This is a genomic window from Streptomyces sp. NPDC048604, from assembly GCF_043199435.1.
In the GTDB taxonomy this organism is placed as follows: domain Bacteria; phylum Actinomycetota; class Actinomycetes; order Streptomycetales; family Streptomycetaceae; genus Streptomyces.
Map to the genome: position 1 here is coordinate 282,339 of NZ_JBICVX010000012.1, position 25,303 is coordinate 307,641.

At 70.5% G+C, this 25,303-nt stretch carries 26 protein-coding genes and 2 pseudogenes; 14 read left to right on the top strand and 14 right to left on the bottom strand.

Annotation, left to right across the window (positions count from 1 at the left end; translation table 11 throughout):
- Positions 1-7 precede the first annotated feature (7 nt).
- The 7 genes and pseudogenes from ACGFMM_RS25120 to ACGFMM_RS25150 all read right to left on the bottom strand — a co-directional run bounded on the left by ACGFMM_RS25120 (position 8) and on the right by ACGFMM_RS25150 (position 6,249).
- Positions 8-364 (bottom strand): hypothetical protein, encoded by a 357-nt coding sequence (locus ACGFMM_RS25120; protein ID WP_393648673.1) that lies wholly within the window; start codon positions 362-364, stop codon positions 8-10.
- 337 nt (positions 365-701) lie between these two features.
- Positions 702-998 (bottom strand): annotated as a pseudogene (locus tag ACGFMM_RS25125) (alpha/beta hydrolase fold domain-containing protein); the annotation flags it as partial.
- A gap of 187 nt (positions 999-1,185) precedes the next feature.
- Complete coding sequence (locus tag ACGFMM_RS25130) at positions 1,186-2,991, bottom strand: choline/carnitine O-acyltransferase (RefSeq protein ID WP_393648674.1); 1,806 nt, start codon at positions 2,989-2,991, stop codon at positions 1,186-1,188.
- A 20-nt stretch (positions 2,992-3,011) separates the two neighbouring features.
- Complete coding sequence (locus ACGFMM_RS25135) at positions 3,012-3,857, bottom strand: class I SAM-dependent methyltransferase (protein ID WP_393648675.1); 846 nt, start codon at positions 3,855-3,857, stop codon at positions 3,012-3,014.
- Positions 3,858-3,918: 61 nt separating this feature from the next.
- Positions 3,919-4,788, bottom strand: a complete 870-nt coding sequence (locus ACGFMM_RS25140) for an arpA protein (RefSeq protein ID WP_393648676.1) — start codon at positions 4,786-4,788, stop codon at positions 3,919-3,921.
- 572 nt (positions 4,789-5,360) lie between these two features.
- Positions 5,361-5,540: a hypothetical protein gene (locus ACGFMM_RS25145; protein ID WP_393648677.1), complete on the bottom strand. Its 180-nt coding sequence runs from the start codon at positions 5,538-5,540 to the stop codon at positions 5,361-5,363.
- A gap of 151 nt (positions 5,541-5,691) precedes the next feature.
- The gene (locus ACGFMM_RS25150) at positions 5,692-6,249 is read right to left on the bottom strand and encodes a helix-turn-helix domain-containing protein (RefSeq protein ID WP_393648678.1); all 558 of its coding nucleotides are present in this window, start codon (positions 6,247-6,249) and stop codon (positions 5,692-5,694) included.
- An 86-nt stretch (positions 6,250-6,335) separates the two neighbouring features.
- Between ACGFMM_RS25150 and ACGFMM_RS25155 the strand changes: the two genes are divergently transcribed.
- The 6 genes from ACGFMM_RS25155 to ACGFMM_RS25180 all read left to right on the top strand — a co-directional run bounded on the left by ACGFMM_RS25155 (position 6,336) and on the right by ACGFMM_RS25180 (position 13,247).
- Positions 6,336-6,779 carry a hypothetical protein gene (locus tag ACGFMM_RS25155; protein WP_393648679.1) on the top strand — a complete coding sequence of 148 codons (444 nt, stop codon included), beginning with the start codon at positions 6,336-6,338 and terminating at the stop codon, positions 6,777-6,779.
- A 35-nt stretch (positions 6,780-6,814) separates the two neighbouring features.
- Positions 6,815-8,086 carry a protein kinase gene (locus ACGFMM_RS25160; protein WP_393648680.1) on the top strand — a complete coding sequence of 424 codons (1,272 nt, stop codon included), beginning with the start codon at positions 6,815-6,817 and terminating at the stop codon, positions 8,084-8,086.
- Positions 8,087-8,598: 512 nt separating this feature from the next.
- The gene (locus ACGFMM_RS25165) at positions 8,599-8,970 is read left to right on the top strand and encodes a hypothetical protein (RefSeq protein WP_393648681.1); all 372 of its coding nucleotides are present in this window, start codon (positions 8,599-8,601) and stop codon (positions 8,968-8,970) included.
- Between the two features lie 16 nt (positions 8,971-8,986).
- On the top strand, positions 8,987-9,706 hold the full coding sequence (locus ACGFMM_RS25170) for a helix-turn-helix domain-containing protein (protein ID WP_393648682.1): 720 nt from the start codon (positions 8,987-8,989) through the stop codon (positions 9,704-9,706).
- A gap of 96 nt (positions 9,707-9,802) precedes the next feature.
- Positions 9,803-10,357, top strand: a complete 555-nt coding sequence (locus tag ACGFMM_RS25175) for a dihydrofolate reductase family protein (protein WP_393648683.1) — start codon at positions 9,803-9,805, stop codon at positions 10,355-10,357.
- Between the two features lie 1,489 nt (positions 10,358-11,846).
- Positions 11,847-13,247: a TerD family protein gene (locus ACGFMM_RS25180; RefSeq protein ID WP_393648684.1), complete on the top strand. Its 1,401-nt coding sequence runs from the start codon at positions 11,847-11,849 to the stop codon at positions 13,245-13,247.
- Between the two features lie 458 nt (positions 13,248-13,705).
- Here ACGFMM_RS25180 and ACGFMM_RS25185 read toward each other — a convergent pair whose 3' ends face one another.
- Positions 13,706-13,867, bottom strand: a complete 162-nt coding sequence (locus ACGFMM_RS25185; RefSeq protein WP_393648685.1) for a hypothetical protein — start codon at positions 13,865-13,867, stop codon at positions 13,706-13,708.
- Positions 13,868-14,735: 868 nt separating this feature from the next.
- Here ACGFMM_RS25185 and ACGFMM_RS25190 point away from each other — a divergent pair.
- A complete protein-coding gene (locus tag ACGFMM_RS25190; RefSeq protein WP_393648686.1) occupies positions 14,736-15,365 on the top strand; it encodes an HAD family hydrolase in 630 nt (209 codons plus the stop codon).
- A gap of 176 nt (positions 15,366-15,541) precedes the next feature.
- On the opposite strand, the pseudogene ACGFMM_RS25195 reads toward ACGFMM_RS25190, so the two are convergent.
- The 3 genes and pseudogenes from ACGFMM_RS25195 to ACGFMM_RS25205 all read right to left on the bottom strand — a co-directional run.
- Positions 15,542-15,949: pseudogene (locus tag ACGFMM_RS25195) on the bottom strand (NAD(P)/FAD-dependent oxidoreductase); the annotation flags it as partial.
- Positions 15,950-15,954: 5 nt separating this feature from the next.
- On the bottom strand, positions 15,955-16,371 hold the full coding sequence (locus tag ACGFMM_RS25200; protein ID WP_393648687.1) for an arsenate reductase ArsC: 417 nt from the start codon (positions 16,369-16,371) through the stop codon (positions 15,955-15,957).
- Positions 16,372-16,411: 40 nt separating this feature from the next.
- Entirely contained in the window at positions 16,412-17,050 is a 639-nt protein-coding gene (locus ACGFMM_RS25205) for an arsenate reductase ArsC (protein WP_393648688.1), read from the bottom strand.
- 80 nt (positions 17,051-17,130) lie between these two features.
- Between ACGFMM_RS25205 and ACGFMM_RS25210 the strand changes: the two genes are divergently transcribed.
- The 4 genes from ACGFMM_RS25210 to ACGFMM_RS25225 all read left to right on the top strand — a co-directional run bounded on the left by ACGFMM_RS25210 (position 17,131) and on the right by ACGFMM_RS25225 (position 19,956).
- Complete coding sequence (locus ACGFMM_RS25210; RefSeq protein WP_393648689.1) at positions 17,131-17,445, top strand: ArsR/SmtB family transcription factor; 315 nt, start codon at positions 17,131-17,133, stop codon at positions 17,443-17,445.
- A 41-nt stretch (positions 17,446-17,486) separates the two neighbouring features.
- Positions 17,487-18,257, top strand: coding sequence for an aquaporin (locus tag ACGFMM_RS25215; RefSeq protein ID WP_393648690.1), 771 nt, complete (start codon positions 17,487-17,489; stop codon positions 18,255-18,257).
- Entirely contained in the window at positions 18,254-19,315 is a 1,062-nt protein-coding gene (locus ACGFMM_RS25220; RefSeq protein ID WP_393648691.1) for an ArsO family NAD(P)H-dependent flavin-containing monooxygenase, read from the top strand. The genes ACGFMM_RS25215 and ACGFMM_RS25220 overlap by 4 nt, the downstream gene beginning before the upstream one ends.
- Before the next feature lie 98 nt (positions 19,316-19,413).
- A complete protein-coding gene (locus ACGFMM_RS25225; RefSeq protein ID WP_393648692.1) occupies positions 19,414-19,956 on the top strand; it encodes a DinB family protein in 543 nt (180 codons plus the stop codon).
- A 6-nt stretch (positions 19,957-19,962) separates the two neighbouring features.
- Here the strand turns inward: ACGFMM_RS25225 and ACGFMM_RS25230 are convergent, their stop codons facing one another.
- Positions 19,963-20,463 carry a GNAT family N-acetyltransferase gene (locus ACGFMM_RS25230; protein ID WP_393648693.1) on the bottom strand — a complete coding sequence of 167 codons (501 nt, stop codon included), beginning with the start codon at positions 20,461-20,463 and terminating at the stop codon, positions 19,963-19,965.
- Positions 20,460-20,822: an ArsR/SmtB family transcription factor gene (locus tag ACGFMM_RS25235; protein WP_393648694.1), complete on the bottom strand. Its 363-nt coding sequence runs from the start codon at positions 20,820-20,822 to the stop codon at positions 20,460-20,462. Before ACGFMM_RS25235 ends, ACGFMM_RS25230 begins: the two co-directional genes overlap by 4 nt.
- 149 nt (positions 20,823-20,971) lie before the next feature.
- On the opposite strand from ACGFMM_RS25235, the gene ACGFMM_RS25240 reads away from it, so the two are divergent.
- Genes ACGFMM_RS25240 through ACGFMM_RS25250 form a run of 3 tightly spaced genes read left to right on the top strand, consistent with a single transcriptional unit; the run spans position 20,972 to position 24,072 of the window.
- The gene (locus ACGFMM_RS25240) at positions 20,972-22,342 is read left to right on the top strand and encodes an NAD(P)-binding domain-containing protein (protein ID WP_393648695.1); all 1,371 of its coding nucleotides are present in this window, start codon (positions 20,972-20,974) and stop codon (positions 22,340-22,342) included.
- Positions 22,343-22,382: 40 nt separating this feature from the next.
- Positions 22,383-22,847, top strand: coding sequence for an ArsI/CadI family heavy metal resistance metalloenzyme (locus ACGFMM_RS25245; protein WP_393648696.1), 465 nt, complete (start codon positions 22,383-22,385; stop codon positions 22,845-22,847).
- 7 nt (positions 22,848-22,854) lie between these two features.
- Positions 22,855-24,072 (top strand): MFS transporter, encoded by a 1,218-nt coding sequence (locus ACGFMM_RS25250; RefSeq protein WP_393648697.1) that lies wholly within the window; start codon positions 22,855-22,857, stop codon positions 24,070-24,072.
- A gap of 261 nt (positions 24,073-24,333) precedes the next feature.
- Here the strand turns inward: ACGFMM_RS25250 and ACGFMM_RS25255 are convergent, their stop codons facing one another.
- Complete coding sequence (locus ACGFMM_RS25255; RefSeq protein ID WP_393648698.1) at positions 24,334-24,915, bottom strand: restriction endonuclease; 582 nt, start codon at positions 24,913-24,915, stop codon at positions 24,334-24,336.
- Positions 24,916-25,303: the final 388 nt, after the last annotated feature.

Below are 25,303 nucleotides of genomic sequence, written 5' to 3' on the forward strand. Positions count from 1 at the left end.
GCTCCCCTCACGCGATACTCGACTCCGCGCCGATCGCCGCACCGTCGGCGTCGGCCTCGGCGTACTCGATGGAACAGCCCAGCCCGGCGGTTCTGGCAGCACCGGCGAGCGCCGCCAGCCGCTCCGCCGCCCTGACCGGTTCCGCTTCCACGACTCCCTCGAGCAGATAGAAGGAATCACCGGAGCCGGGCGCGCCTGCCTCGTAGCAGTACACCGCGATGGTGTCGTCGCGGTGGGTCGTTTCGTATCCGGTCCGCCCCACGGCCATCGCCAGACTCGGTCGAACGAGCCAGTCACGCAGAATCGCGAGCATCGCCTCGTGACTGTCCGTCTCGATGTCACAGTGGAAGGTCGTGCGGGCCATGCACCGAGCATGCCATGCCACATCGTCCGCCCACAGCAGCCTGACAATTACTGGCTGTCAGCCTCCGCCGTTCGTAATGGGCCGCCGACGGAGTCGGCGGCCCATTACGTTCTGGATGGCCGGGGCGGAGCCGGCCGAAGGCCCGGCCGTCGCCTCGGGTGGACGCCGGTTCCACTGCTCCGGGCTGGGCCGTTCTCTCGTTGGGACGAGTGAGTTCGGGGGTTAGCCGGGATTCGGCAGGAGTGCGAGCCGCTCGAGGGCGCCGGTGCCCGTCGGCGCGGTCATGGCACCGGCGAGCCCGGCCTCGTGGACGCACGCGCGTGGAAGCGCCTGTGGATCAGTTGTCGTGCAGCGCTGTCCTGAGCGCCTCGATGGCGAGGTTGCGTGCGACGTTGGCGGCGCGGGTGTCGCGGAGGCTGTCCAGGAGAAGGAAGTCGTGGACCATGGCCTGGACGCGGACGGAGGTGACGTCGACGCGGGCCTCACGGAGCTTGTTGGCGTACTGCTCGCCCTCGTCGCGCAGGACGTCGGCCTCGTCGGTGATCACCAGAGTCGTGGGGAGGCCCTTGAGCTGTTCGAGGCTCGCCTGCAGGGGTGAGGCGTGGTGCTCGGCGCGCTGGCTGTCGGCCTTGGTGATCAACGCCCCCGTGCATGCGATAGTTCCGCTTCTGGCGCCGCCGATCCAGACCGCATATGCCTATGTGGGAGCCCGATTTCATGAATCTGGCCCCTGCCCGGCAGGAGGCTCAGTGGGACGATGTCGGTGTCGGCCGTGCCCTTCCCCCCGGAGGGCACGGCCTACGGTCCTTTCCGTGCGCCGGTCAGTCCTCAGACCGCACGGACGTCAGCAGTTCGCGCAGTTCGGCGACCGCCTCGCGGAGGTGGCTGGCGAAGGCGTGCATCTGGTCGGCAACCGGGAGCGGGGTGCTCAGGTAGATGTTGAAGCGCTCGGGCAACAGCACGTACGCGACACCGATGCACCGGCTGCTCGTGGAGCCGAAGCCGAAGAACTGGATGTTGGCCGACGGCGCGGAGCTGGTGCTCAGGTAGTCGTCCCGCATCGTCAGCCAGCCCGGCGTTCGATACAGGGAGGGCTGCTCGTCCACCCCGAGCTCCGCCCCCCGGCGGCGCTGGATCAGCTCCAGCTCCCACAGGTGCTGTTCGGGCGCCTGGCCGGCCTGGCTCTCCTTCGCACGCGCCACATGGGCGTCGGCGGCGGCACGGAACGCGACGTGCCGGAGGCTGGTGTCCGTCGACGGGTCGTCCATCGCGGCGACGAACGCGAGCATCTCGGGGGTGACGACGCGCATCGCCTCCGTCCGCCCGTGCTGGTACTGCCGCGTCGCGATCGACTCGTACGTCGCACCGAGCCGGCCCTTCGCCCGCTGGTGGGCCAGCTGATAGGCGACCTGGACGAACGCGTCCGGCGAAACCCCCAGTGCCTTGGCCGCACTACTTCCGAAGTCCTCGAAGGACACGGTGGTGGTCGCGGTGTTCCGCCCGTACGCGGCGAATGCGTCGGCGGCGGTGCGCACCTGCGTGCGCAGCGCGTCGTCGAGCGCGAACACGACCGGCTCCAGTACGGGCTGTCCCTGGGAGCGGGCCCCGGAGCGGCGTGAGAACTCCTCGGCGGAGCTGGTGAGCAGGGCGTCGGTGAAGCTGAGGATGGTGGTGCCGTCCAGCTCGCAGTGCTCGACGTTGATGCCGGCGCGCCCGTCGGCGAAGACGACGAACGACACGGCCTTGTCGAACCACCGGTTGCCGCGGTCGCCGTACAGCAACTGGTCGCAGGCGTCCTGAGCGCTCTCCGGTGCGAAGTCTTCGAGACAGACGCAGAACAGTGCAGTCTCGACGGTGTCGAGCGCGTCGGCGTTACCTGGGTGGCCGGCGACGAGAGAGGCCCGGGCGGCGGCCCATTCGGCGCGGGCCATGGTGGTCAGGTGACCCACCGAGGTGTCCTCGCCGGCTTGCTCGTCGCCCGCCTTCATCACCGCGCGCAGCCCCGCCTCGAGTTCGTCCAGGGCGTGCGGGACGCCGTCGGGACCGATGACGTCGAGCCGGAACATCCGGCCACGGAAGAACACCACGATGTGAGGGGCGTCGGACGGACCAGGCCAGGCGTCGGTGTACGGGGCGCGGACGGTGTCCTGCTGTGCGCCGGGAATTCTGGTGGTGGAGAACAGGAACTTGTTCTGCACCATCGACTGGTGGGCTCCGCGCTGCACCACTGGCGCGATGAGCCCTTCGTCGAGCTGCCGCTTGTGGTGGAGGGCCCCGGCGATGAGCCCGGCCGCCCGCTCCACCTGGGGGAGGCCCGTGTCCCTGAACAGGAAGAAGAAGTTGGCGTTCAGAGCGATCCGGTCCCGGCGGCCCAGGTAACGGTAGGGCCAGAAGGTGTCGAGCCAGCTGTGCACACCCTCCGTGGCGTCGTACTCCTCCAGCGCCGCGTGCAGGACCCGGCCGGGGCCACCGGGTCGGAGGAAGGCGGTCACCTCCGCCTCGGTCGCCGCCCGCTCGTCCGGCGTCAGCAGCGGCGCGCACCAGGTGAGGAAGTTCTCGCAGCTGGCTTCCAGGGTGGGCAGCGGCACCCGCGGCAGGTCGGCCTCCCGGGCGAAGGTCGCGTTCACCGCTGCATCCTGACTGGACTTCAATTCGTCTCTCGATTCGGATCGTCGATACCTGGGGTGTCGTGCGGGCGGGAAAGATAGAGCTGTGCGTAGAGCCAGCCTTCCGTTTCGAGGCCTCTCGCATCCACTCCGGCGGCCGACATGCTCTCGAGCACGAGCGCCTGTTCCTGCAGCGAGGCGAAACGGCGCTGTTTGAACACCTCGTCGACGCGGACGGTGCGGTAGCCCAGTCCTCCCAGTGCCTGTTCCACGGGGTCGAAGGGGAACATCCGCAGCACAAAGTGCGCCATCCAGGGCCGTCGGGGGCCCTGCGCCTCGACGATCCGTACGAGTGTCCGCTCGGTGACGTAGCCGAGGCAGCCCGTCGAGATCACCAGGTCCGCCCCGGCGAGCTGGGCGCGCTGTCGCGGCGTGGGCTCGTTCGCCTCCAGGTCGGCGTGCACCGCGTCGTCGAGGAACCCGGCCTCGTGCGCGTAGGACAGTGCGTGGTGGGAGGTGTCGAGGCCGGTGAAGCGGATGCGCTGGGCGGGTTGGTGCGAGCGGGACAGCTTCCGGTCGCGGACGAGCAGGGCTTCGCGGCTCTTCCCGTCGAGGCCCTCGTCGTCGTAGCGGGCGTAGAGCTCGTCCATGGTCACGTCGTACTTGAGCAGTGCGGCGTTGATTCCGTACGAGCAGCCGATGTCCACAATGTGGGGCACGGTGACGTGCCGGGCCTCCCGGTACTCCTTCACGAGTTTCGCGAAGTAGGGCTTCGCCTGCTGTGGAACGCAGTAGCCGAGGGGGCGCAGCAGGCGGAAGTAGGCCCGGGGATCGGGCTGTGTGTAGATGTGGTCGAGCGTGACTTTCCCGGTCGCGTCGAAACGCACAGGGCTTACTCCTCGTCCATCGCAGAGTGGGGGGCGGCGGCTGTGCCGGTCGGTGGGACGGTCAGTCCAGCAGCGCGTCGCCCCGGACGGCCCGGCCCTCGGCCGCCAGATGCTCGGGCAGTACGCGGCCGAAGAGCTGCCGGGTACGGGCCACGCTGCCGACGACGCCGGGGCGCTCGCTGTAGGCGAAGATCGCGGAGTGGCGTGCGACGCCGCCCCGGACGGGGCTGACCCGGTGCAGCGAGTAGCGGCCCTTGAACAGCTGCAGGTCACCCGGTTGCAGGGGGAGGCTGCGGACGAGCGCCCCGCCCCGGCCTTCGAGCACGTCCCGGACGTCGTCGAATCCCTCGTCGTGCGCGGACCGGATGCCCGGGCAGTATTCGAAGTCACCGCCGACCTCGGCCTGTTGGGTGAGCATGCTGACCGTGTACTCGTTGGTGTCGAAGTGCCAGGGGTGTTCCTTGTCCGGCGCGACGACGTTGAGGACGAGCCCGGAGAGCGGGTCCGCGAGTTCGTAGAGCTCCGGAAGTCCGAAGCACAGTGCGATGAAGCGGCGGAACAGTTCGTCGGAGTAGAGGCGGCTGATGACGGCGTCGTCGGGGATGCGGTCCCGGGCGACGAAAGCGTTGCCGCGCTCGAAGGTCTTCCGGCCCGGGTGGTCGTCCGGCAGTTCCGCGTCCACCGCGATGTTATAGACGTTGACCGTTTCGGTGTCGAAGTGCGCCCGGGACGCCATGGTCGAGCACTCGCGGCTCAGCGTGTCGCGCAGTGACGGACGGATGAAGTCGGGCAGCACGGTGCAGCCGAGGGCGGACAGTTCACGCCGGGCACGGGACACCACGGCGCGGCCCTCGGCGCTGTCGAGTTCCGACAGGGGGTAGCGGGCGGTGTCGACGACCTGGTCCAGTGTTGCGGCTTCCAAAGAGCTCACTCGATCCTCTCCACGTGGCGGGCAGACCGTTCCGAAGTGTCCTGCCCCACCTCGGCTCTTCAGTAACTGAACTGACTGGTAACTGAGTTGAAGCTCCCACAACGCCGCCGGATTGTCTGTGACACGCCCCACTGAACCCTGGGGGTGTCATGGGGCGGAGCGCTGGTCCTTCCTCGACGCCGCGCCCTGCTCGCGCAGCCCCGGACGACGTCGTCGGCGCCTTGGGCCCGGGTGACGTCGAGCGGCGTCATGTCGTCCCAGCCGACCCGGACGATGCCGGTGCCGTGCTCGTGGAGCAGTCGGGCGGTGGACAGTCGTCCGCCATGGCAGGCCGCCCCAGAAGGCGCGGGTGACGTCCGCGGGGTGGGGGTTCGGCGGCGGAGAGGTACGCGCGGACCTGCCGGGCACTGGGTCGGCACCGTGCGCGGCTGCCCCCGCCGGCACCATCAGTACCCGGACAGGTGCACCAGCGCGGAAGCCGCCCGCAGACAGACCCCGAGCACCACCCCCTGGTGGCTGAAGAGCGTTGCCAGCAGATCAGTGAGAGGGCCGGCGACGGTGATACGCGAACGTCAGGGCCGGCAGCAGGGGCCCCACAAGGTGATCGGACCGCTGACTGTCATCGTCGGCAGGTCCCAGCCCTCGGCGTGCGGGAAGCCGTCGGCACCGCCGAGCAGAAGGCCCCGAGCACCCCAGTGGGCCATCAGGGCGGTGAAGGCGAGGCCGCCGATCGTCGCAGGGAGGATGACCACAGAACTGCGGCCACAGCCGTGGATCTCCCCACCATGCGTCCCCTGACCGGCGCGCGGCGCCCCACAAGGAGGGCGGCGGCGGTGAGAACCGTCTCACCCCCGTGCAGGGAAACGGTGCAAGACGCATGCTGATCTCGTTCTGCAACCCGCTTTACGGCTGGGTCAGGCGGCGTACCAGGGCCACGGCTTCGTCTGTGCGGCCTGCGCCGCAGGTGCGCAGGATCTCGGCGAGGTCGGGGTGGCGGGGTGCGAGGAGGTCGGCGGCGTCCAGGAGGTCGATCGCGCCGGAGGTGGAGGTGAGGAGATCGCGTAGCCGTCGGACGAATCGGAGCTCGGCGTCGGGCGGGAGTGCGCCGTCGGGCGGGGTCGTCGGCGCGGCGGCGCCCAGGGAGTCTTGGCCGGGCGTTCGGCTGGAGCGCACTTCGTCGAGGCGGTCTGCGACGGCGTCGGGGGGCACGGTGCCGGCGCGGACCTCGTGGGCGAGGTGGAGTGCGGCGGAGAGCCGGGCCGCGGCGTCGGGGTTGGCGATTCGGGCGCGTTGGCCGCGCATCACGAGGCTGAGCATGGCCGGAGAGATCCCGATGATCTCTGCGAGAGCCGACTGGGTCACCCCGAACAGGGTGCGCAGGTCCCGGCAGAGCTCCCCGAGGGGGGCGCCGTACCACTGACGCTGGAGTTCCAGATTGCGGGCTGTCGTGGTCTGGTCCATCAGGGCACGCTAGAAGGATCGATTGACACTTGTCAAAGAGAGTTTTCATGTGTCAATCTCTCGGTCGAAGGAGATCACCTAGCTGATTGGCCGTCATCATGCCCTGGAAGAACACCCCTTCGGTCCTCGCCGCCCTGCTCGTCGCAGGTCTCGGGCTCACCGCCTGCGGAGGCGGCGGGTCCGACGCCAAGGGAGACGCGGCCCCCTCGGCCAAGCCCCCGGCCACCTCCGCCCCCGAGGCTCCCGCCTCGGACGCGCCCTCCGGCGACGTCAAGGCCCCAGAAGACCTGCCGGCCGGGCTGCCGTTGCCGAACGGCAAGCTGACCTCGGTCACCGGCGACAAGGGCGCCTACGTCCTGACGTACACCGCCGACGACCCCGCGCAGGTGCTGGAGTCGTACTCCAAGGACCTGGAGGGCAAGGGCTACACCGTCGTGGACGTCGCCGGCACGGTGACCGCCACCAAGGGCACGGACGCGGTCTCGGTCGTCGGCACCGGCACCACGATCGTCGTCACCGTCTCCTCCTGAACGCCCGCCTGCCGCACGGGAGTACGCTGCCGCGCATGGAGGCAGGGGTGATGCTCGCCGACCGGTACCGGCTCCTCGCGCCGATCGCGCGCGGGGCGCAGGGGACGGTCTGGCGAGCGGTCGACACGCGGGCCGCGCAGGGTTCGGGGGCCGAGGAAGTGGCCGTCAAGGTGTCAGGAGACGCCGGGGTCGAGTCGCTGCTCAGGCTGGTCTGCGAGCAGTCGGTCCGGATCGGGCATCCGCACGTGCTCACCCCGCTCGACTGGTTCGTCCGCGCGGGCGAGGCGTGGCTGGTGCTGCCGCTCGTCCGGGGCGGCACCGTGGCCGGACTCCTCGCGGACTACGGCGAACTCCCGCCCTCAGCCGGCCTGTCGATCGCAGAGCAGCTCCTCGACGCGCTGGCGGCAGTGCACGCGGCCGGTCTCGTGCACCGCGACGTGAAGCCCTCGAACGTGCTGCTCGCGGCGACGGGCGAGGGCCGCCCGCACGCGTACCTGGGCGATTTCGGCGTGGCCCGGGTCCTGCCGCACGTCCAGCTCACCTCGCCCGGCTTCGTGACGGGCACGCCCGACTACCTCGCGCCGGAGATCCGCGCCGGCGGGGACAGTTCGCCCGCCCAGGACGTGTACGCGGCCGGCCTGGTGCTCCGCGACCTCGGTGCCCCGCCCGCCCTCGTCGCCGCGATGACCGCCGCCCGCCCGCAGGCCCGCCCGTCCGCCGCAGCGGCCCGCGACGAGCTCGCGCGGGCCAGAGCGGCGCTCGGCCCGGAGCGCTGGCCGGCGATCTGGGCGGACGAGCCCTTCGTCATACCGGACCAGTTCGAGGAGGCGCCGCAGGCCGGCGACGTTCCGACCGGCCCGGGCGTTTTGGCGGCATCCGGCCGCCTGGCGGCCTCGACCGCGGCGGCCGGCCCCGTCCGGCGGACGCATGGCCGGCTCGCGTTCGTCGCGGCGGCCGGAGCCGTGGCGCTCGCCGTGGCCGTCGGCCTCGCGCTGACCACGGGGGACGACGGCACGAAGGACGCCGGACCGGCCGCGTCCACGCCGCCCGCCACCCAGACGGCTCCGACCTCCGCACCCGCCACCCGCGCCGCTCCGACCTCCGCGCCCAGCGACGCCGCCCGGGCCGCTCCGACCGCCATGCCCAGCGACGCCGCCCGGGGGCTGCCGGACCCCGAAGGGCCCACGCCGTTCACCCCCTGCACGGCGGACCAGGCGCTCGCGGTCGGGTTCAGCCCCGAGGGCTACGCCCTGCTGTGCACCCATGTCCCGGGCACCCGCGCCTACCAGTGGCGGCCCGCGCCCTAGGGGTGCGACAGATCAGGCAGACGGGAAAGGGCTGGAGATCGACGACTGGACAGCTTCGCCGACGGTCCTGCTTGCCGGCGTCACCGAACCGTGTGGTTCGACTGGGGATATCAGAGGCTGTGCCGAGCGGGCGGCTTCGGAAGGGTGTGCGTAGAGAGGCGTACTGTTCCATGAGCGGGTCGCGGACAAAGCCGCCGATCATCTGCGACCAGGCTGCCGGAACGCGGCCGGCGACTGCGAGAACCCGGGATGTCTCGCCCACGGCCATGCACTGGCTGTCTTGGAGACAGAACTCCAGGAAGTCCCGGTCTCCCCACCGCTCCTCGTCCTCCCGGCCGGACCAATCCACCAGGAGTTGCCATGCGACGGACTGAACTGTGACGGTCGTCCTCGCAGGTCTCTGGGTTGAGAGGGCGCCGGCCGGACTCCAAAGCCTGTACAGCAGAGCGGAGCACGGCTCTGTCCAGGGCAAGCTTCGCCAACGTCTGGCAGTACTCCAGCAGGGCCCTCGCATGATGCAGCAGGCCCGGCGGAGCCAGAAGCTCCAGCGGACCGAGAGCCGTCACCACCGCCATGTCGTGAGCAGCGAGCTGAGCGTGGCGTTCCTCGGGCTCGACACCGGGCAGATGCTGAACGGTGCGCGCGAGCGCGTCAGCGGCACGGAGGAAGCCAGCAGACGCATCGACCAGCGCGGTCTGCTGCCGCAGCTCGAGCTCGCTGCGCGTCTGAACACGGGCCGCAGCGACGGAGGCGTTGGCCTGGCTGACGCCCGCGCCCAGAGCGGCGTGTGCCGATTGCCTGCTGCCGCGCCTGGCCCACAGGGCATCTCGCACGCGCCTGGCCGTCGGCACGACGTGACACACTGGCGGCTCAGGCGGCGGTGAACGGGGGACGATCCGGTTGGTTCTGGAGATCGAGAGTCGGCCGTCGGAGCTGCCGTACATCGAGCGGGTATGGCGCAGCCACAGTATCGACGTGGGGCGGATGACGTCGATCGCGGCGTCGCATTGGGAGCTTGTCTTCTGGGAGCAGCACGGCCGGGTGCAGGCGGCCGTGCTGGGCCCGGAGCCCAGGGCCTGTCCGGCTCCCGTTCCCGAGGACGCCACGTTCTTCGGTATCAGCTTCGCTCTCGGCGCCTCGATGCCTCACGTGCCGATCAGCCGACTCGTGGGCGGTAGCGCGGAGATACCCGACGTGACTCGGCGCTCCGTGTGGCTGAAGGGTTCCGCCTGGCACGTGCCCGACTACGACAACGCGGAGGCGTTCGTACTGCGCATGGTGCGCGAGGGCATCGTGGACTGCGACCCGATCGTGCCCGCAGTGCTCGGCGGCGCGGCCACCGATGTCTCCGAGCGAACCCTCCAGCGGCGTTTCGTCGCGGCGACGGGCCTCACCCAGGGTGCCATCCGGCAGATCCAGCGCGCCCGCGAGGCGGCGGTACTGATACAGGAGGGGGCGCCGGTGCAGGACGTCGTGCACCGGCTGGGCTATTTCGACCAGCCCCACCTGGCGCGGTCCTTGACCCGGTTCATCGGCCGGACCGCCACTCAACTGAGCGCCCCGGACATTGCGGAGCCGCTGTCGCTTCTGTACAAGCCCTCCTCCCCAGTGCCCGCATAGTCTTCCTGACGTAGCCGACGGGGTCGGCCCGGTCCCGGCCAGAACACTGTCCGGCCGGGACCGGGCAGACGACCCCGAACTCATCACGGAGGAATCATGCGCAAGGTCGTTTCTGGTCTGTTCGTCTCGCTCGACGGTGTCGCCCAGTCGCCGAACGAGTGGCAGTTCGCTTTCGACGAGGAGATGGGCGCAGCGCTGGGAAAGACGCTGGAGACGGCCGACACGATTCTGCTGGGCCGGGTGACCTTCACCGAGTGGGCCGGGTACTGGCCGACGGTGACCGACGGCGAGGACGCCGGCTTCGCCAAGTGGATCAACGACACGCCCAAGTACGTCGTCTCCTCCACGCTGGACAGCGTGGACGACTGGGCCAACAGCACGCTCATCAACGGCGATCTGACGGCCGCGATCGAGGAGCTCAAGGCGAGCGAGGGCAAGGACATCACCGTCGCGGGCAGCCCCACGCTCGTGCGTTCGCTGCTCGAGCAGGACCTGCTGGACGAGCTGGTACTGCTGATCCACCCCGTGGTGGCCGGCGAAGGCCGCAAGAAGCTGTTCGCCGACGACGCCACCCTGAAGAAGCTGGAGCTGGTCAGCGCTCAGCCGACCAGCACTGGAGTGATCATCGCGACCTACCGTCCGACGCGCTGAGCACTGCTCGACGAGGGCCGGGTGCATGGACGGGCAGGAGATCGATCCGCTCGTCCATGTCGAGGCGGAACGTGCCGTACGGGTTGATGTTCGACCAGAACAGCGCGGCCAGCCCGCGCCGGTCCTGGCGGTGAGCTTCTTGGCCCACTTCGGCTCGGCCCCAGTCGCCGTCTACCAGCGTCCAGTTCGCCAACAGCTCCTCTGGCGAGCACTCTTGCCGGGCGCCTTCCGCGTGCGTCGGTGAGGCGGTCGCCGCCGCGCGGGCGGACGCCGGCTCAACGGCCGTCTCCGTTGCGGTCCCATGCGATGGGGTACGACACCGTAGGCGCCGGTCGCGGCACCGGTTTCGCTGCGCCTGGCCATGGGATCGGGTACTTCACCGCGGGAGTGGAGCGGGGTTGGGCCAGCCGGGCCACTTGATCGGATACGTCGCCGCCGGGGAGGTCCGCGGGCCGGGTAACCGCTCCGTGAGAGCCTCGCTGCCCGGCGTCGTGGCGGTGTTCCCGAACACCGCCACGGCCACGACGATCCCCAGAGCGATCGTCGTCTGCCGCGCTGTCCCCGCCGGCGGCCGCCAGTGCCCTCGGACCACTGTCCCGTCGCTCTTCGTGTACTGCCTGATGAACGGCAAGGTCTCAGACCCCTCCCTGGTCGTGCTGCGCCTCCCTGCGCGGCCGGCCCAACAAAGCACCTGCCACTGGCAACCCGTCACCCGACGATCACCAGTCGTGATCTTCGGGGGGGCTGGGCAGGGCAGGGTTCGGCCGCGGTGGGGGCGTCGGGGTCGGGTCAGAGCCCGTGCCAGCCCTTCTCGTTCACCCGTCCAAGATCGCCTCCCAGGGGTTGTGCGGTTCGCGCGTGAAGACGAAAGGGGCCCGAGGTCGAGGTGGCTGACGCTGCGGGCGTGCCCGGCGCCCGTGGCCTCGTCCGGCCCTGCCCGCGCCGCGCATTGATCCGCGGCTCCGCCCCGGGGCTTTCTCCCCTGGGCAGGAGACGTTCAGGCCGATCCAGTCGCCGTTGGGCGGCGCACGGAGCCTGCCGCGACGGCCGACGCCCCGGCAGCGGCTCCAGTGACACCGCGCGCTCAGCGCCGAGCTACGAGTGCGTAAAGGGAGTACGTCCCCCAGCGCCAGGTGCCGGTCCGGCGCCTGGAGTTCCTGGTCGACCTCGGGCGCGGGCGGCGGGCACCACGGCTCGGGCGGGCTGCGGCTCGGCCTTTTCGCCGAGGGGAAGATGTAGCGATGCCCGGCGTACCTCCGGGTCATCGCGGACAGGCGTTCCAGGCGCTCCTCTTCGGCGCCTGTCTCTGATGGCGTCTTCCGGTGCATGTAGGGCCCAGCCGGCGTTCGGGTGGTCACGCACGCAATCAGGCCCGGCATCGACTCCCGCCCGGCGACGCGCGAAGTCCTCATAGTTCCCCTTCGCGAGGCCGCGGGTGTCCGTGCCCGGGGCCTTGCGCATATCCCCCGATCATGCGCAAGATCCGTTCATGCTGAGGGGATTGATCAAGGGAGACAACGCTTTCGTCCCGACGGCGGCACTGCGCGTCGCCGTTGGGAACGGCGTCGACGTCGCGGCGTTGCTCGTGACGGAACAAGGCAGGGTTCGGGGGGACGCTGACATCGTGTTCGACGGCGTTCCGGCGCATCCGTCGGGCGCGGTACGGCTGTCCGCTGGCGAGGGCGGCAGGGTGTGGCTGGAGACGGGCCTGGCCTCGGTCGAGGAGGAGATCGCCCGCGTCCTCGTCGTCGCGTCGACGCAGGAGGGGGCGTTGCGGGACGTGCGCGGGCTGTCCGTGGAGGTCTTCGGGCCGGACGGCGCGACGGTCGTGGGGTACGAGGTGACCGACGCGGGCGGCGAGACGGCGATGGTCCTCGCGGAGCTGTACCGCCGGTCCGGCGGCTGGAAGTTCCGCGCGGTCGGCCAGGGGTACGTGGACGGGCTGACGGGCCTTGCGGTGGACCACGGGGTGGACGTGGACGAGGATCCGCAGGAGGTCCTGGAGCGGATCCCGGCACCCGCCCCGGCCGCCGTCCCGCCCGCCCCGGCCGGGGCTCCGGCTCAGGGCCTGCGCCTGACCCGGGACCAGATCCTGGACATGACCCCGGCGCAGATCCGGGCCCTGGCCCTGGCCCAGAAGCAGGCCAGAGCCGAGGCCCCCGACCAGACGCCCCTGACCGCGTCCTCCCCGCCCGCGCCGAAGCCCGACCCGTCGGCCTGGACGTGCGGACCCGTCTTCAAGCCGCGCACCGTCACCGGCCGGGACAACGACGTGATCACCGTGAAGGATCTCCCGCACGGCCCCGTCATGGTCGAACTGACCCTGAAGGGCGACCGTTACACGGGCCTGTGGCCCCTCGACGAGTCCAACGCCAAGGGACGCTATCTCGTCAGCACCACGGAGAAGGACTTCCGGGGACGGGTGATCACCTCCGTCCCCGAGCACGGGCGGCTGCGCCTGCGGCTGGAGGCGAGCGGCTCCTGGCAGGTACGGATCCTGCCGCTGGCCGAGGCCCGACGCCTGTCGAAGGACCGGCTGGAGAGCTGGGGCCCCGACGTCCTGCTCCACACCGGAGGCACGGCCGACGTCACCTTCCACTACAACGGCGACAGCAATTTCATCGGCCACCTCTACCGACTTGCGGGGCACACGGACCCCACCACGCTCCCGAATCCCGGAAGGTCCGTCGTCAGCGAGATCGGCGCACGCAGGGAGACCCTGCCACTGCCCGAGGGCCCGCTCCTCGTCTACCTGTCCGCGGCGGACGGCCCCTGGGACGCGCGCCTGAAGGACGTGCAGCCCCACAGCAGCGGCCAGGACGCCGACGGCCCGGCGAAGCCGCCCGAGCCCCGCGGGGCACTGGGCTGGCTGCGCCGAGCGAGGCGCTGAGCGCCGCTGGCCGGACAGACCCTGAGGGGGGCAGCGCCCGGACGCTGCCCCCTTTCCACCTCCGTGCGGGTTCAGGCCAGATCGGCCAGAACGACGGCCATCCCCGTCAGCCGGCGTCCAGACGGCCAGACCGAAGCCACTCGACGTACCAATGACAACGCCCACCGAAGCTCGCAGCGCCCGCAACGCACCCGCTCGGCCGTGCAAGGCCGGCGCTGCAACACGCCTGCGCGTTGCAGTCCACGCCGATCCGATCCTCACTCGGACGCTGGCTGCTGGCACCGCGTACGACGTGGAGGGCGCGGCGGCCGGCTGCCGGCTTTGGCCTGAGCATGGACTCCCGGACCGCCTGGACGATGGCTCGGCTTCACCCGCGCCCCGACGACATCCTCCACGCGATGTCACATCTCAACGGCGGTGTCCGCCTTGTCGACCGGGCTTGACGGCCGTGTGGGAGGTCATGAGGTGCGGAGGAACATCACCACCCCGATGCCGACGGTCACGGCGACCATCAGGGCCTGCCCGAGCCGCGGATGGGCGAGCACGAAAGCGCCGGCGACGATGGCGCAGAGGGCGCCCACGGCGATGATCAGGGCGACGAGAGTCTGGTCAGTGGTCACGGTTTCCTCCTCGGATCCGTTCGAAATCTCACGCTGACCAGAGTCGGCACGACCGTCTGCCTGTTGACGGAGCGAGACAGCGAGCCGCGAACGTCGTACGTCGGGCCGTCTAACTGGCCGCTGCGCGACGCCGGGCCGTGGCATCCGCCTGGTCGGCTGGACGTTCTGGGCACCCGCCCCAACTTCTCGACCTCGTCCATCATGGCGCGATGTCGCAGGCCTCGTTGAGCGTGAACTGGAGGAGGAACCGGCTGAGCGGTTCCGCTTCGAGGATCGTCTCCGCATTGTCGTCGCAATGGGGTCCTCTGTGAGCCAGACAGGGGGATCGAAGTCCACCGGTCCGCCCTGACGCGGCCAAGGGATGGACCAGTCCCTGCACCCCTGGTTGTCTGTCGCGAAGACCAACTGACTGCCATGCGGTCTCTCGGCTTGTTGGGGCTGCAGGAGCACCGGGTTGCTGAAGCGACGAAGGGCGGGACGTAGGCGAGCGAGGCGGTGGAAGGAGGCGAGCGGAGACGGCAGGCCTGCGAGATCACCGCCGGTGGGCGCCTTGGGATCCGGATCGGCCTCCTCGGCGGGGTACCACCCCAGAACAAGCATCTCCAACGCACGGATGGGGTCCGTGTCGACGTGGTCGATCCAGTCGACGGGCGGAAGCGGCCCAGTGAGAGGCGGGACTGCACCGGGCGAGGACCAGGGGGACGGTGGCATGGACTCGCCCTACGGAGAGGGCTCGGGAGGCTCGCCAGCCGTCCGCCCACCAGGGAGCTGCGTACGTTGCAGCCCTCACCTCGAGCTCACGGCATCACCCGATCAGGGAGCACGCTGAAAAGGTTCAGCGGTCGCGCTGTGCTATTCATGGGCGGTGATGGCTTCAGAGATACTCCGCAGGCCCTTTGATGCGGTGCTGTGCGACCTCGACAACGTGATCCGTTTCTACGACATGGCTCCACTGGCCGGGCTGGAACGTGCTGCGGGAGTGGCCGAGGGCACCACCGCGAGGGTGGCCTTCGCCCCCGAAGTGGACCTGCCGCTCCTGCTCGGCAAGATCACCAAAGAGGAGTGGGTGGACTCCATCGCGTCAGCGCTCTCCGGCCAGGTATCGCAGACACATGCCCGTCAGCTGGGCATGGCGCTTGCCAATGCTCCCTTCCGGGCCGATGACGCGGCGGTGACCCTGCTGCGCCGGGTGCGCAGACACATACCCCTGGTCCTGGTGACCAACGCGACCCTGGAGCTGGAGCGGGACCTTGAGTCGATGGGGTTGGCGGATCTCGCGGACCACGTCGTCAGCAGTGCCCGGGTGGGGGTGGCCAAGCCCGACCGGGAGATCTACGAGATCGCAGCCCGGCGGGCAGGAACCGCCGCCAGCCGGTGCCTGTTTGTGGACGACAGGCTGGAGAACGTCGAGGCCGCCATCGCGCTTGGGATGACCGGTGTGCACTACCACGAGCCTGCCGATCTCCAGAAGGTGCTGGGCTTCGTGCTCAATGGTTGAGAGGTCCCTCGTTCTGCAGCACCGGCCTGGTGGAAGGCTGGGACAGCCCGCCCTGAGTGGAACGGGTCCATCCCCTCGGTCTCGGTGATTGCTTCCGGCATCCATGATCGAACTGGTAGATCACTCGTGTGCCTCGACGTGCACTTAGCGATGCCGACTGGGGGCTAATCAGCTCTGAGTTCGTCCTCCTTCGGAAGGCCGAGCTTGCGGTAGCCGGAGCCGGTCGCGATGATCACGGCCTTCGCGCGGTGGATGGTGCCGGCGGAGTCTGGGACTTCCTTGATGTCGCCGGTCAGGTCGACGGGGACAATGTCGTCGTCGATAAGCTCGGCGCGGAAGCGCTCGGGCTGGGCCCGCATGTTGTCCATGAGGTCCGGGCCGTCGATCCCTTGCGGGAAGCCGGGGAAGTTCTCGACCTCAATGGTCGTGGTCAGCGCGCCGCCGACGAAGATCGAGCTGCCGAAGAGCAGGGGCTTCAGCTGGGCGCGGGCGCTGTAGAGGGCGGCGGTGTATCCGGCGGGGCCGGAGCCTATGACGATGACGTCGCGGACGTCGTCGCCGGTGGCGGCGGTCGGGTCGGTCACAGTGGTCACGCCTCCTGCTTCGCGTCGATCTCGGCGATCAGGCCCTCGATCAGGCCCTTGATCTCGTTGCGGATGGGGCGAACGGCCTCGACGCCCTGCCCGGCCGGGTCCTCAAGCTTCCAGTCGAGGTAGGTCTTGCCCGGGAAGTACGGGCAGGCGTCGCCGCAGCCCATCGTGATGATGTAGTCGGACGCCTGCGCGGCCTCGACAGTAAGGACCTTGGGCTTCTGGTCGGAGATGTCGATGCCGAGTTCGGCCATTGCCTCGACGGCCGAGGGGTTGATCTGTTCGCCCGGAAGCGAGCCCGCGGAGCGGACCTCGACGCGGTCGCCGGCGAAGTGCCGCAGGAATCCGGCGGCCATCTGGGAGCGGCCGGCGTTGTGGACGCAGACGAAGAGCACGGAGGCGAGCGGAGCAGTCATCGGTTCTTCCTAGGGCAGGAATGGTGCGGGGGACGGAACTTCAGTTGCCGGGCAGGGTGTCCAGCAACTCGGTGATCCGGGCGTCGAGGGCGTCGCGGATCGAGCGGACGACGGCGATCGGGGCGCCTTCCGGGTCCGGGACGGGCCAGTCCAGGTAACGGTGGCCGGGCACGACAGGGCAGGCGTCGCCGCAGCCCATGGTGATCACGATGTCGGCGGCCTGGACGATCTCGTCGGACAGTGGCTTGGGGTAGACCTCGTCCAGAGCGATGCCCGCTTCGGTGAGCGCCTGGACCACGTGCGGGTCGACGGTGCCGGAAGGGTGGGTGCCGGCGGAGGAGGCGATCACCGCGTCCCCGGCTCGGTGCGCGAGCAGTGCGGCGGCCATCTGGGAGCGTCCGGCATTGTGGCTGCACACGAACAGCACGCGCGGCCGTCCACCGGGTTCGGCAGGGTTCTCGGCATGAGCCGGCGCATCGAGGCGCTCGGCGGCGAACCGCTCCGCCAGCACCACGAGGTGGGTGCGGACGTGCGCGTGTGCGGCGGGCTGCTCGTAGGAGTCGGCGATCAGCCGCTGTACCGTCTCCACGGAGTACCGGCCCCGGTGGCGCATGGCGAGGCGGGCCGCACCGGCCGCGAGACGTCCGTCGGGAAGGGCCCGGTGCGAGGACGCGGTCATGGCGAGAACCCCCTTCGGCGGGCTCAAGAGAGATCAGCCCGAGCTGGTATCAGCTTCGGGTGATGTGACAGTATCAGCCCATGATGACGTCAGTCGATACTGATCTGATGCGGGTGCTGGCCGATCCTCTGCGCCTCCAGATCGTGACCCTGCTCGCCCGCGAGACGCTGTGCACCACCCATCTCGTGGAGGAGACCGGTGCCAAGCAGACCAACCTCTCCAATCATCTGGGAGTGCTGCGTGAGGCCGGAGTTGTGGAGACGGAGCCGTGCGGCCGGTTCACGTACTACCGGCTCAAGCCGGACGTCATCGAGCAGCTCGCCGGGCAGTTCGCCGCCCTTGCGCAGACCGCGCGCCTGACCGCTGAGGCGAACTTCAAGCGTTCCTGCCCCTGACTCTGGCCCCTGTGCCTCACCTGTCCGAGGAGACCCTTCCCGTGACCGCCACCGAGCCCGCCGCGAGCGACGCCATAGCCGCCGCCCCGTCGCCGCAGCCCGCGCCCGGCGCCACCCCGCCCCGTACCCCGCTGACCGCCCGCGCCGCCGCCGAGTTCGTCGGTACAGCCGCCCTGGTGGCGATCGTCGTCGGCTCCGGGATCCAGGCCACCGAGCTGACCGACGACGTCGCGCTGCAGCTCCTCGCCAACTCCACCGCCACCGTCTTCGGCCTCGGCGTCCTCATCGCTCTCCTCGGACCCGTGTCGGGGGCACACTTCAACCCGGCCGTCACCTTGGCCGAGTGGTGGACCGCCCGCCAGGGCGGAGGAGGCGTGAACTCGCGCGAGCTCGCCGTCTACGTCCCCTCGCAGATCGCCGGCGCGATAGCGGGCGCGATCCTCGCGGACGCGATGTTCGGCGAGCCGCTGGCGAAGTGGTCCACGCACGACCGCTCCGCCGGGAACCTGCTCCTGGGCGAGGTGGTGGCCACCGCCGGCCTGATCCTGCTGATCTTCGGCCTGGCCCGCACGGACCGGCTCCGCATTGCGCCCGTCGCGGTCGCCTCGTACATCGGCGCCGCGTACTGGTTCACGTCGTCCACCTCGTTCGCCAACCCGGCGGTGACCGCCGGGCGGGCCTTCACCGACACGTTCGCGGGTATTGCCCCGGCCTCTGTACCGGCGTTCGTGGCGATGCAGTTGATCGGCGCGGCCGTGGGTCTGGCTCTGGTCGCGGTCATCTTCATGCGCGGCAAGACGGACGCCGCGTGACGCAGGTCGTGGACGTGGTGGTGATCGGCGGCGGCCAGAGCGGTCTCGCCGCCGGCTACCACCTGCGCCGCCTCGGCCTTGACTTCGTCATCCTCGACGCCCAAGGCACCCCCGGCGGGGCGTGGCAGCACACCTGGGACTCCCTGCACCTGTTCTCTCCTGCCGCGTACTCCTCGCTGCCCGGACGGCTCATGCCGCCGCAGCCGGGGGAGACGTACCCGGAAGCGGCGCACGTCGTCGACTACCTCACGGACTACGTGCGGCGCTACGAGCTGCCCGTCGTACGGCCGGTGCGCGTCGAAGCGGTCCACAGGGACGGCGAGTTCCTGCGGGTTGAGGCAGACACCGGCACCTGGCGGGCGCGCTCGGTGGTCAGCGCAACCGGCACCTGGTCGCGCCCCTTCGTCCCCGCCGTCCCCGGCCGTACAGAGTTCAAGGGCACCCAGCTCCACACCGTCGAGTACCGATGCCCCGCCGACTTCACGGGACAGCGCGTGATCGTCGTGGGCGGCGGGAACTCCGGCGCGCAGATCGCCGCCGACCTCGCCCACGACACCGACCTCACCTGGGTCACCCTCCGCGAACCGCGCTATCTGGCCGACGACATCGACGGCCGCGCCCTCTTCGACGCGGCGACCGCCCGCCGCCGCGCCCTCGACGAAGGCAGCACCGACACGGGTGGCGTCGCCTCACTCGGCGACATCGTCGCCGTCCCGCCCGTCCGCGAGGCCCGCGACGCCGGACTGCTCAAGGCCCAGTCGATGTTCACCCGCCTCACCCCGACCGGCGTCGAGTGGGCAGACGGCACCCGCGCCGACGCGGACGTCATCGTCTGGTGCACCGGCTTCCGCCCCGCCCTGTCCCACTTGGCCCCGCTCGGCTTGCGCGGGCCCCGCGGCCACGTCCCCACACAGGGGACACAGGCCGTTGGCGAGCGGCGCCTGCACCTCCTCGGCTACGGAGACTGGACCGGCCCCGCCTCCGCCACCCTCATCGGCGTCGGCCGCCCCGCCCGCGAAGCGGCCCGGGAGATCGCCGAGCTGCTCGGAGCCGGGTGAGCTCGCGGCGCGCATGAGAAATCCGCCCGGATTCCGCGGTGTATCTCGGCGGGAATCATCCAGACCCCAGCACTCGGGCTTGGAACGGGAGCGGCGTGATGATGGGCGATCCTTCCGCGTTGGACCGGCAGGCCGTCCTCGACGACTACGACAGGGCCCGCCGGACTTTCCACGCGCTCCTGAACGAGGCCACGCCCGCCGACCTCGCCCGCCAGACCTGCCGCACCCGATGGACGAACGGGCAACTGCTGTGGCACATGCTCTTCGGCTACTTCGTCACCCGCGTCCTATTGGGCCTCGCGCGTGGCTTCGGTCGACTGCCCCGGAGGGCGAGCAAGGTGTTCGCCAGGGTGCTCGACGCGGGGACGAAGCCCTTCGATGTGATCAACTACCTCGGGCCCTGCGGGGCGGTGAAGGTGTTCGGACCTCGCAGGATGGGCGCTGCGTTCGACCGGATCACCGGGTCGCTGGAGCGGCGGCCGGCGAAGGAGTCCGAGCGTGATCTGGCGCGGGGGATGCACTATCCGGTCCGGTGGGACCCGTTCTTCAAGGACTTCATGACCGTCTCGGACCTCTACCGGTACCCCACCCAGCACTTCGATTTCCACCACGACCAGCTCACCCTCGGCCCCAGCGACTGAGGCCGGTCAGTCGATGTGCGGGCTGCGGCGCTCGATCAGGACGGTGTCGCGCCAGCGGCCGTGATGGCGGCCGATCCGCTCTCGGGTGCCGATGATCCGGAAGCCGGCCCGTTCGTGGGCGGCGAGGCTGGCGGCGTTCTCCGGGAAGACGCCGGACTGGATGGTCCAGATCCCGGCCGCCTCGGTCGACTCGATCAGCGCCTTGAGCAGCGCGGAGGCGACGCCGCGGCCCCGGGCGTCGGGGTGCACGTAGACCGAGTGCTCGACGACGCCGGCGTACGCGCAGCGGTCGGAGACCTTGGTGGCGGCGACCCAGCCGAGCACGCGTCCAGTCTCGTCGACGGCGGCGAAGCGGTGCTCGGACAGCTTGGCTGCATCGAACTGCGCCCAGGTCGGGGCGGTGGTCTCGAAGGTGGCGTTGCCCTCGTCGATCCCAACTTGGTAGATCGCGACGACCTCTTCGGCGTGGTCGGCGGTCAGCGGCACCACGAGGGTGGAGGCGGTCACGCGGCGGCGGCCTTGGTCAGGATCTGCCCCATCGCGGCCAGGACGGCGGGCTCGACGCGGTAGTAGACCCACGTGCCGCGGCGCTCGGAGGAGAGCAGCCCGGCCTCCTTCAGCTTCTTCAGATGGTGGGAGACCGTGGGCTGGGAGACGCCGACGTCGGAGATGTCGCAGACGCACGCCTCGCCGCCCTCGTGCGAGGCGACGGCCGAGAAGAGCCGCAGGCGGACGGGGTCGCCCAGCGCCTTGAACATCACGGCGGTCCGCTCGGCCTCATCGGCGGTCAGCGGGCGCTCGGTGAGCGGGGGGCAGCAGGGCTCGACGACTGTCTCCAACAGCGGCAGCACCCTCGTATTCGACATATGTCTATGTTGACACATGTCGAACAAGACTCCCAGAGGGTTGCGGATCCGCTATTAAATCGATGGATGTCTATGTTGACGCTTGTCGATGCAGGTGCCATGCTGAGATCGGAAGAGATCGACGGACGTCGAAACAAAAGGGGATCAGCATGAACGCCACCGCCATCGAGCAGCTGCCGGTCGTGGTCGTCGGGGCCGGCCCCGCCGGTCTGGCCGCCGCCGCCCACCTCGTCGACCGCGGCCTGGAGCCCCTGGTCCTGGAGGCCGGTACTCAGGCGGGCGCGGCGGTACGCGAGTGGTCGCACGTACGGCTCTTCTCCACCTGGGGCGAGGTCACAGACCCGGCCGCCGAGAAGCTCCTCGCCCCGACCGGCTGGGTGAAGCCCGACGCGGCGACGTACCCGACCGGCGGTGACTGGGCCGAGCAGTACCTCCAGCCCCTTTCCGACGTCCTCGGCGACAAGGTTCGCGTCGGCGCGCGCGTCACCGGAGTCTCCCGCGCGGGCCGGGACCGGGTCGTCGACGCCGACCGCGAGGCCCAGCCGTTCACCGTCCACGTCGCGTACGCCGACGGTCGCGAGGAGCGGATCCTGGCCCGTGCCGTCATCGATGCCTCCGGGACCTGGGCCGTCCCGAGCCCGGCCGGCGGCGACGGCCTCCCGGCGCTGGGCGAGCGCGCGGCGGCCGACCGGATCTCCTACCGTGTCCCCGACCTGAAGGACCCTGCCGTGCGGGCCCGTTACGCGGGCAAGCGCACCGCCGTCATCGGCTCCGGCGCCTCCGCCTTCACGGCTCTCGCGTCCCTCGCCGACCTCGCGAAGTCGGAGGACGGCGACGGTACGCACGCCACCTGGGTCCTGCGCCGGGGCATCTCCGGCTCCATCTTCGGCGGCGGCGCCGCCGACCAGCTGCCCGCCCGGGGCGCCCTCGGCCTCGCCGCGAAGGCCGCCGTCGACGAGGGACACGCCGACGCCGTCACCGGCTTCCGCACCGACGCGATCGTGCGCGACGGCGAGCGCCTGGTCCTCGTCGCCCAGGACGGCCGCCGCCTCGACCCGGTCGACGAACTCATCGTCCTCACCGGCTTCCGTCCCGACCTGTCCTTCCTGGACGAACTCCGCCTCGGCCTCGACGAGCGCCTCCAGGCCCCCGTCGAGCTCGCCCCGCTGATCGACCCCAACCAGCACTCCTGTGGCACGGTCTACCCGCACGGCGTGAAGGAGCTCTCACACCCGGAGGAGGGCGTGTACCTGGTCGGCATGAAGTCCTACGGCCGCGCGCCGACGTTCCTCGCCCTCACCGGGTACGAGCAGGTCCGTTCCGTCGTCGCCGCGATCGCCGGCGACCGCGAGTCCGCCGAGCGGGTCGAACTCGTGCTGCCCGAGACCGGGGTCTGCGGCGGCGCCGGCCTCTTCGACCAGCCGCAGACCGACGAGGAGGCCGACGGCGGTGGCTGCTGCGCAGCCCCTGCCACCCTCCAGATCGGCGCCGGCGCCCCGGCCGCCTCCGGTGGCTGCTGAACCCCGGCCCACCCGCTCAACCATCCACAGGAGGAACGTGATGTCCCGCATACAGCTCGCCCTGCGCGTCCCGGACCTGGCGGCGTCCGTCACCTTCTACACCAAGCTCTTCGGCACCGAGCCCGCCAAGCTCCGCGACGGCTACGCCAACTTCGCCATCGCCGAACCCCCGCTCAAGCTCGTCCTCATCGAAGGCACCGCTGACGAGGACACCCGCATGGACCACCTCGGGGTCGAAGTCGACAGCACCGAGGCCGTCCGCGCCGCCACCACTCGACTCAGCGAGGAGGGCCTGGCGACGACGGAAGACAACGACACCAGCTGTTGCTACGCCCTCCAGGACAAGGTGTGGGTCCACGGCCCCGGCCGTGAACCGTGGGAGGTGTACGTCGTCAAAGCCGACGCCGACACCCTCACCAAGGAGAACGACGGCACGTGCTGCACCACCCCGGCCGGCGCCGAGACCGACGAGCGCGCACCGGTCACCGCAGGCGGATGCTGCTGATCCAGAGATGACAGAACTCCACACCCGCGAGGCCTCGACCGGAACAGAGGACCGATCGAGGCCCCGCGCCGTACTGCCCGCGCTGTGCGTCACGCAGATCACCAGCTGGGGAATCGTCTACTACGCCTTCCCCGTCCTCAACCCCGAGATCACGACCGTGACCGGCTGGTCCTCCACCGCCACCATGGCCGCGTTCTCCCTTGCCCTGATCGTCTCCGGCATCGCCGGAATCCGCGTCGGCCGGATCATCGACCAGCGCGGGCCCCGCACGGTGATGACCGCGGGCTCCGCCGCAGGCGCGGTGAGTCTGCTGGTCATAGCCACGGCGCCGAACCTGCCAGTGTTCTTCACCGGTTGGGTTCTGGCCGGGTTCGCCATGGCCTCGACGTTCTACCAGCCCGCGTTCGCCGCCCTCACCCGCTGGTTCGCCCCCGACCACGTCCGCGCCCTGACCATCGTCACCCTCGCCGGCGGCCTCGCCTCCACCGTCTTCGCCCCGCTCACTGCTGTTCTCGCCGACCACTTCACCTGGCGCACTACATTCCTGGTGCTCGCCGTGATCCTGGCCGTTGTGACCATCCCCGCTCACGCTCTCGCCCTGCGTGCCCCGTGGCCGCCGGCGCCGCCCGCACCCGCCGACGTGACCTCGACTCCACAAGAAGTGGTGCGCAGCCGCCCGTTCATGCTCCTCGGACTCGCGTTCATGCTCTCCGCGTTCGCGATGTACGCGGTCGTCGTCGCCCTCGTCCCGCTCCTGCTCGAGCGCGGATACACCACGAGTCAGGCCGCATGGGCCCTGGGACTCGGCGGCGCCGGCCAGACCTTCGGACGCACCCTCTACGCATCCGTCGCCCGCCGCACCGGCACGACCACCCGCACCGTCGTCCTCATCGTCCTCGGCGCCCTGACCACCGCCGCGTTCGCCGTCATCCCCGGGCCGTACGCGCTGCTGTTCGTCGTGTCGGTCGTCGCGGGCGTGGTCCGCGGCAATCTCACCCTCCTCCAGGCCACCGCCATAACCGACCGCTGGGGCACCACCCACTACGGACGCCTCTCCGGCATCCTCAGCGCACCCGCCATGACCGCCTCCGCCCTCGCCCCCTTCGCCGCCGCGCTCCTGGCCCCACCCCTCGGCGGCACACCCCAGCTTTTCGCCCTGCTCGCCGTACTCGGCGCCGCCGCGGCGCTTGTCGCACTCGGCACCACCGTCCGCCCCCGCACTTGACCAGACCGGACCGAGTCACTCGCGGCCGCCAGCGGCCGCGCCGAAGAGAGGGAGACTGTGCAGTGGCCTGATTGACCGGTTTTGGGCAGCGGAGAAGGGGGCCGGGCTTGCCCTACCTGCAGTCGCACCGCTCGTCGAACGGACCCGTCGTCTGAGGCGGTCGGACCGATGAGCCCCGAAGGCCGGCGCCTGGTGTGTCTGCGGTGAAGGAGCCCCGGAAGCGGATCATCTCCGGGGCCCGCTGCTACGTGCCTCGCCCGCTCAGGACAGGGGCGTCGGCCGGCGCGCCGGCGGTACGGCCCGCAGGAGCTCCCACAGAGGCCGCGAACCGCTCGCCCACTCGGCCAACACGGTCCGGTCGACCAGGTGCAGCCGTTGGGAACGCGCGAAGTCCACCGCGGGCTTGGAGAACTTCCCGTTCGTGACGAGGACGACGACGTCACCCTTGTGCACCGGCCGGCCGGTGCCGTTGAGGACCTGCAGATCGGGCGTGCCCACTGCGGCCCCGGCCAGACCGGCCTTGCGATGCTTGCACTGGATGACCCACCGCCGCCCGTACGGGTCGGTCGCCTTCACATCCGCACCGTTGTCGCCCGCGCCGCCGACCTGGACCGCATCCGCGCACCCGTCCCGCCGCATCAGATCGCGCACCGCATGCTCGAACTCCCGGTGGTGCAGCGCATCGAGTTGCGTCAGCGCGTAGCGCAGGCCCTGTGCCCTCACCCGCTCCCACTGCGTCGCCTGCCGCCGTCTGACCACCCAGACCGCGACGGCTCCGCCGACGGCCAGCAGCACGACGAACAGGACGACCGGGTGGGCGCTCAGGAAGCTCACCACGCTCATGAGCACCGCCCACACGATGAGCAAGCCGACACCGACGATGACGAACTGGTCAGTGCCGGACGTCTTGTGGCGTGACCGTCGACGAGCCGGTCGCCGCCTCGCGGTCGGTCGTCGGCTCACCGCCCGCTCCCGCTGCGGTCCCACTTGATCGGGTACGACACCGTCGGCGCCGGCCGCGGAGCCGGTTGTGCTCCGCCCCGCCACGGGATCGGGTACTTCACCGCAGGAGTCGAGTGGCCATCAGGCCTGGGCCAGCCGGGCCACTTGATCGGATACGTCACCTGCGACGAGGTCCGCGGGCTGGGTAACCGCTCCGTGCTCGCCCCGCTGCCCGCCGACGTACCGGTGTTCCCGAACACCGCCACGGCCATCACGATCCCCAAAGCGA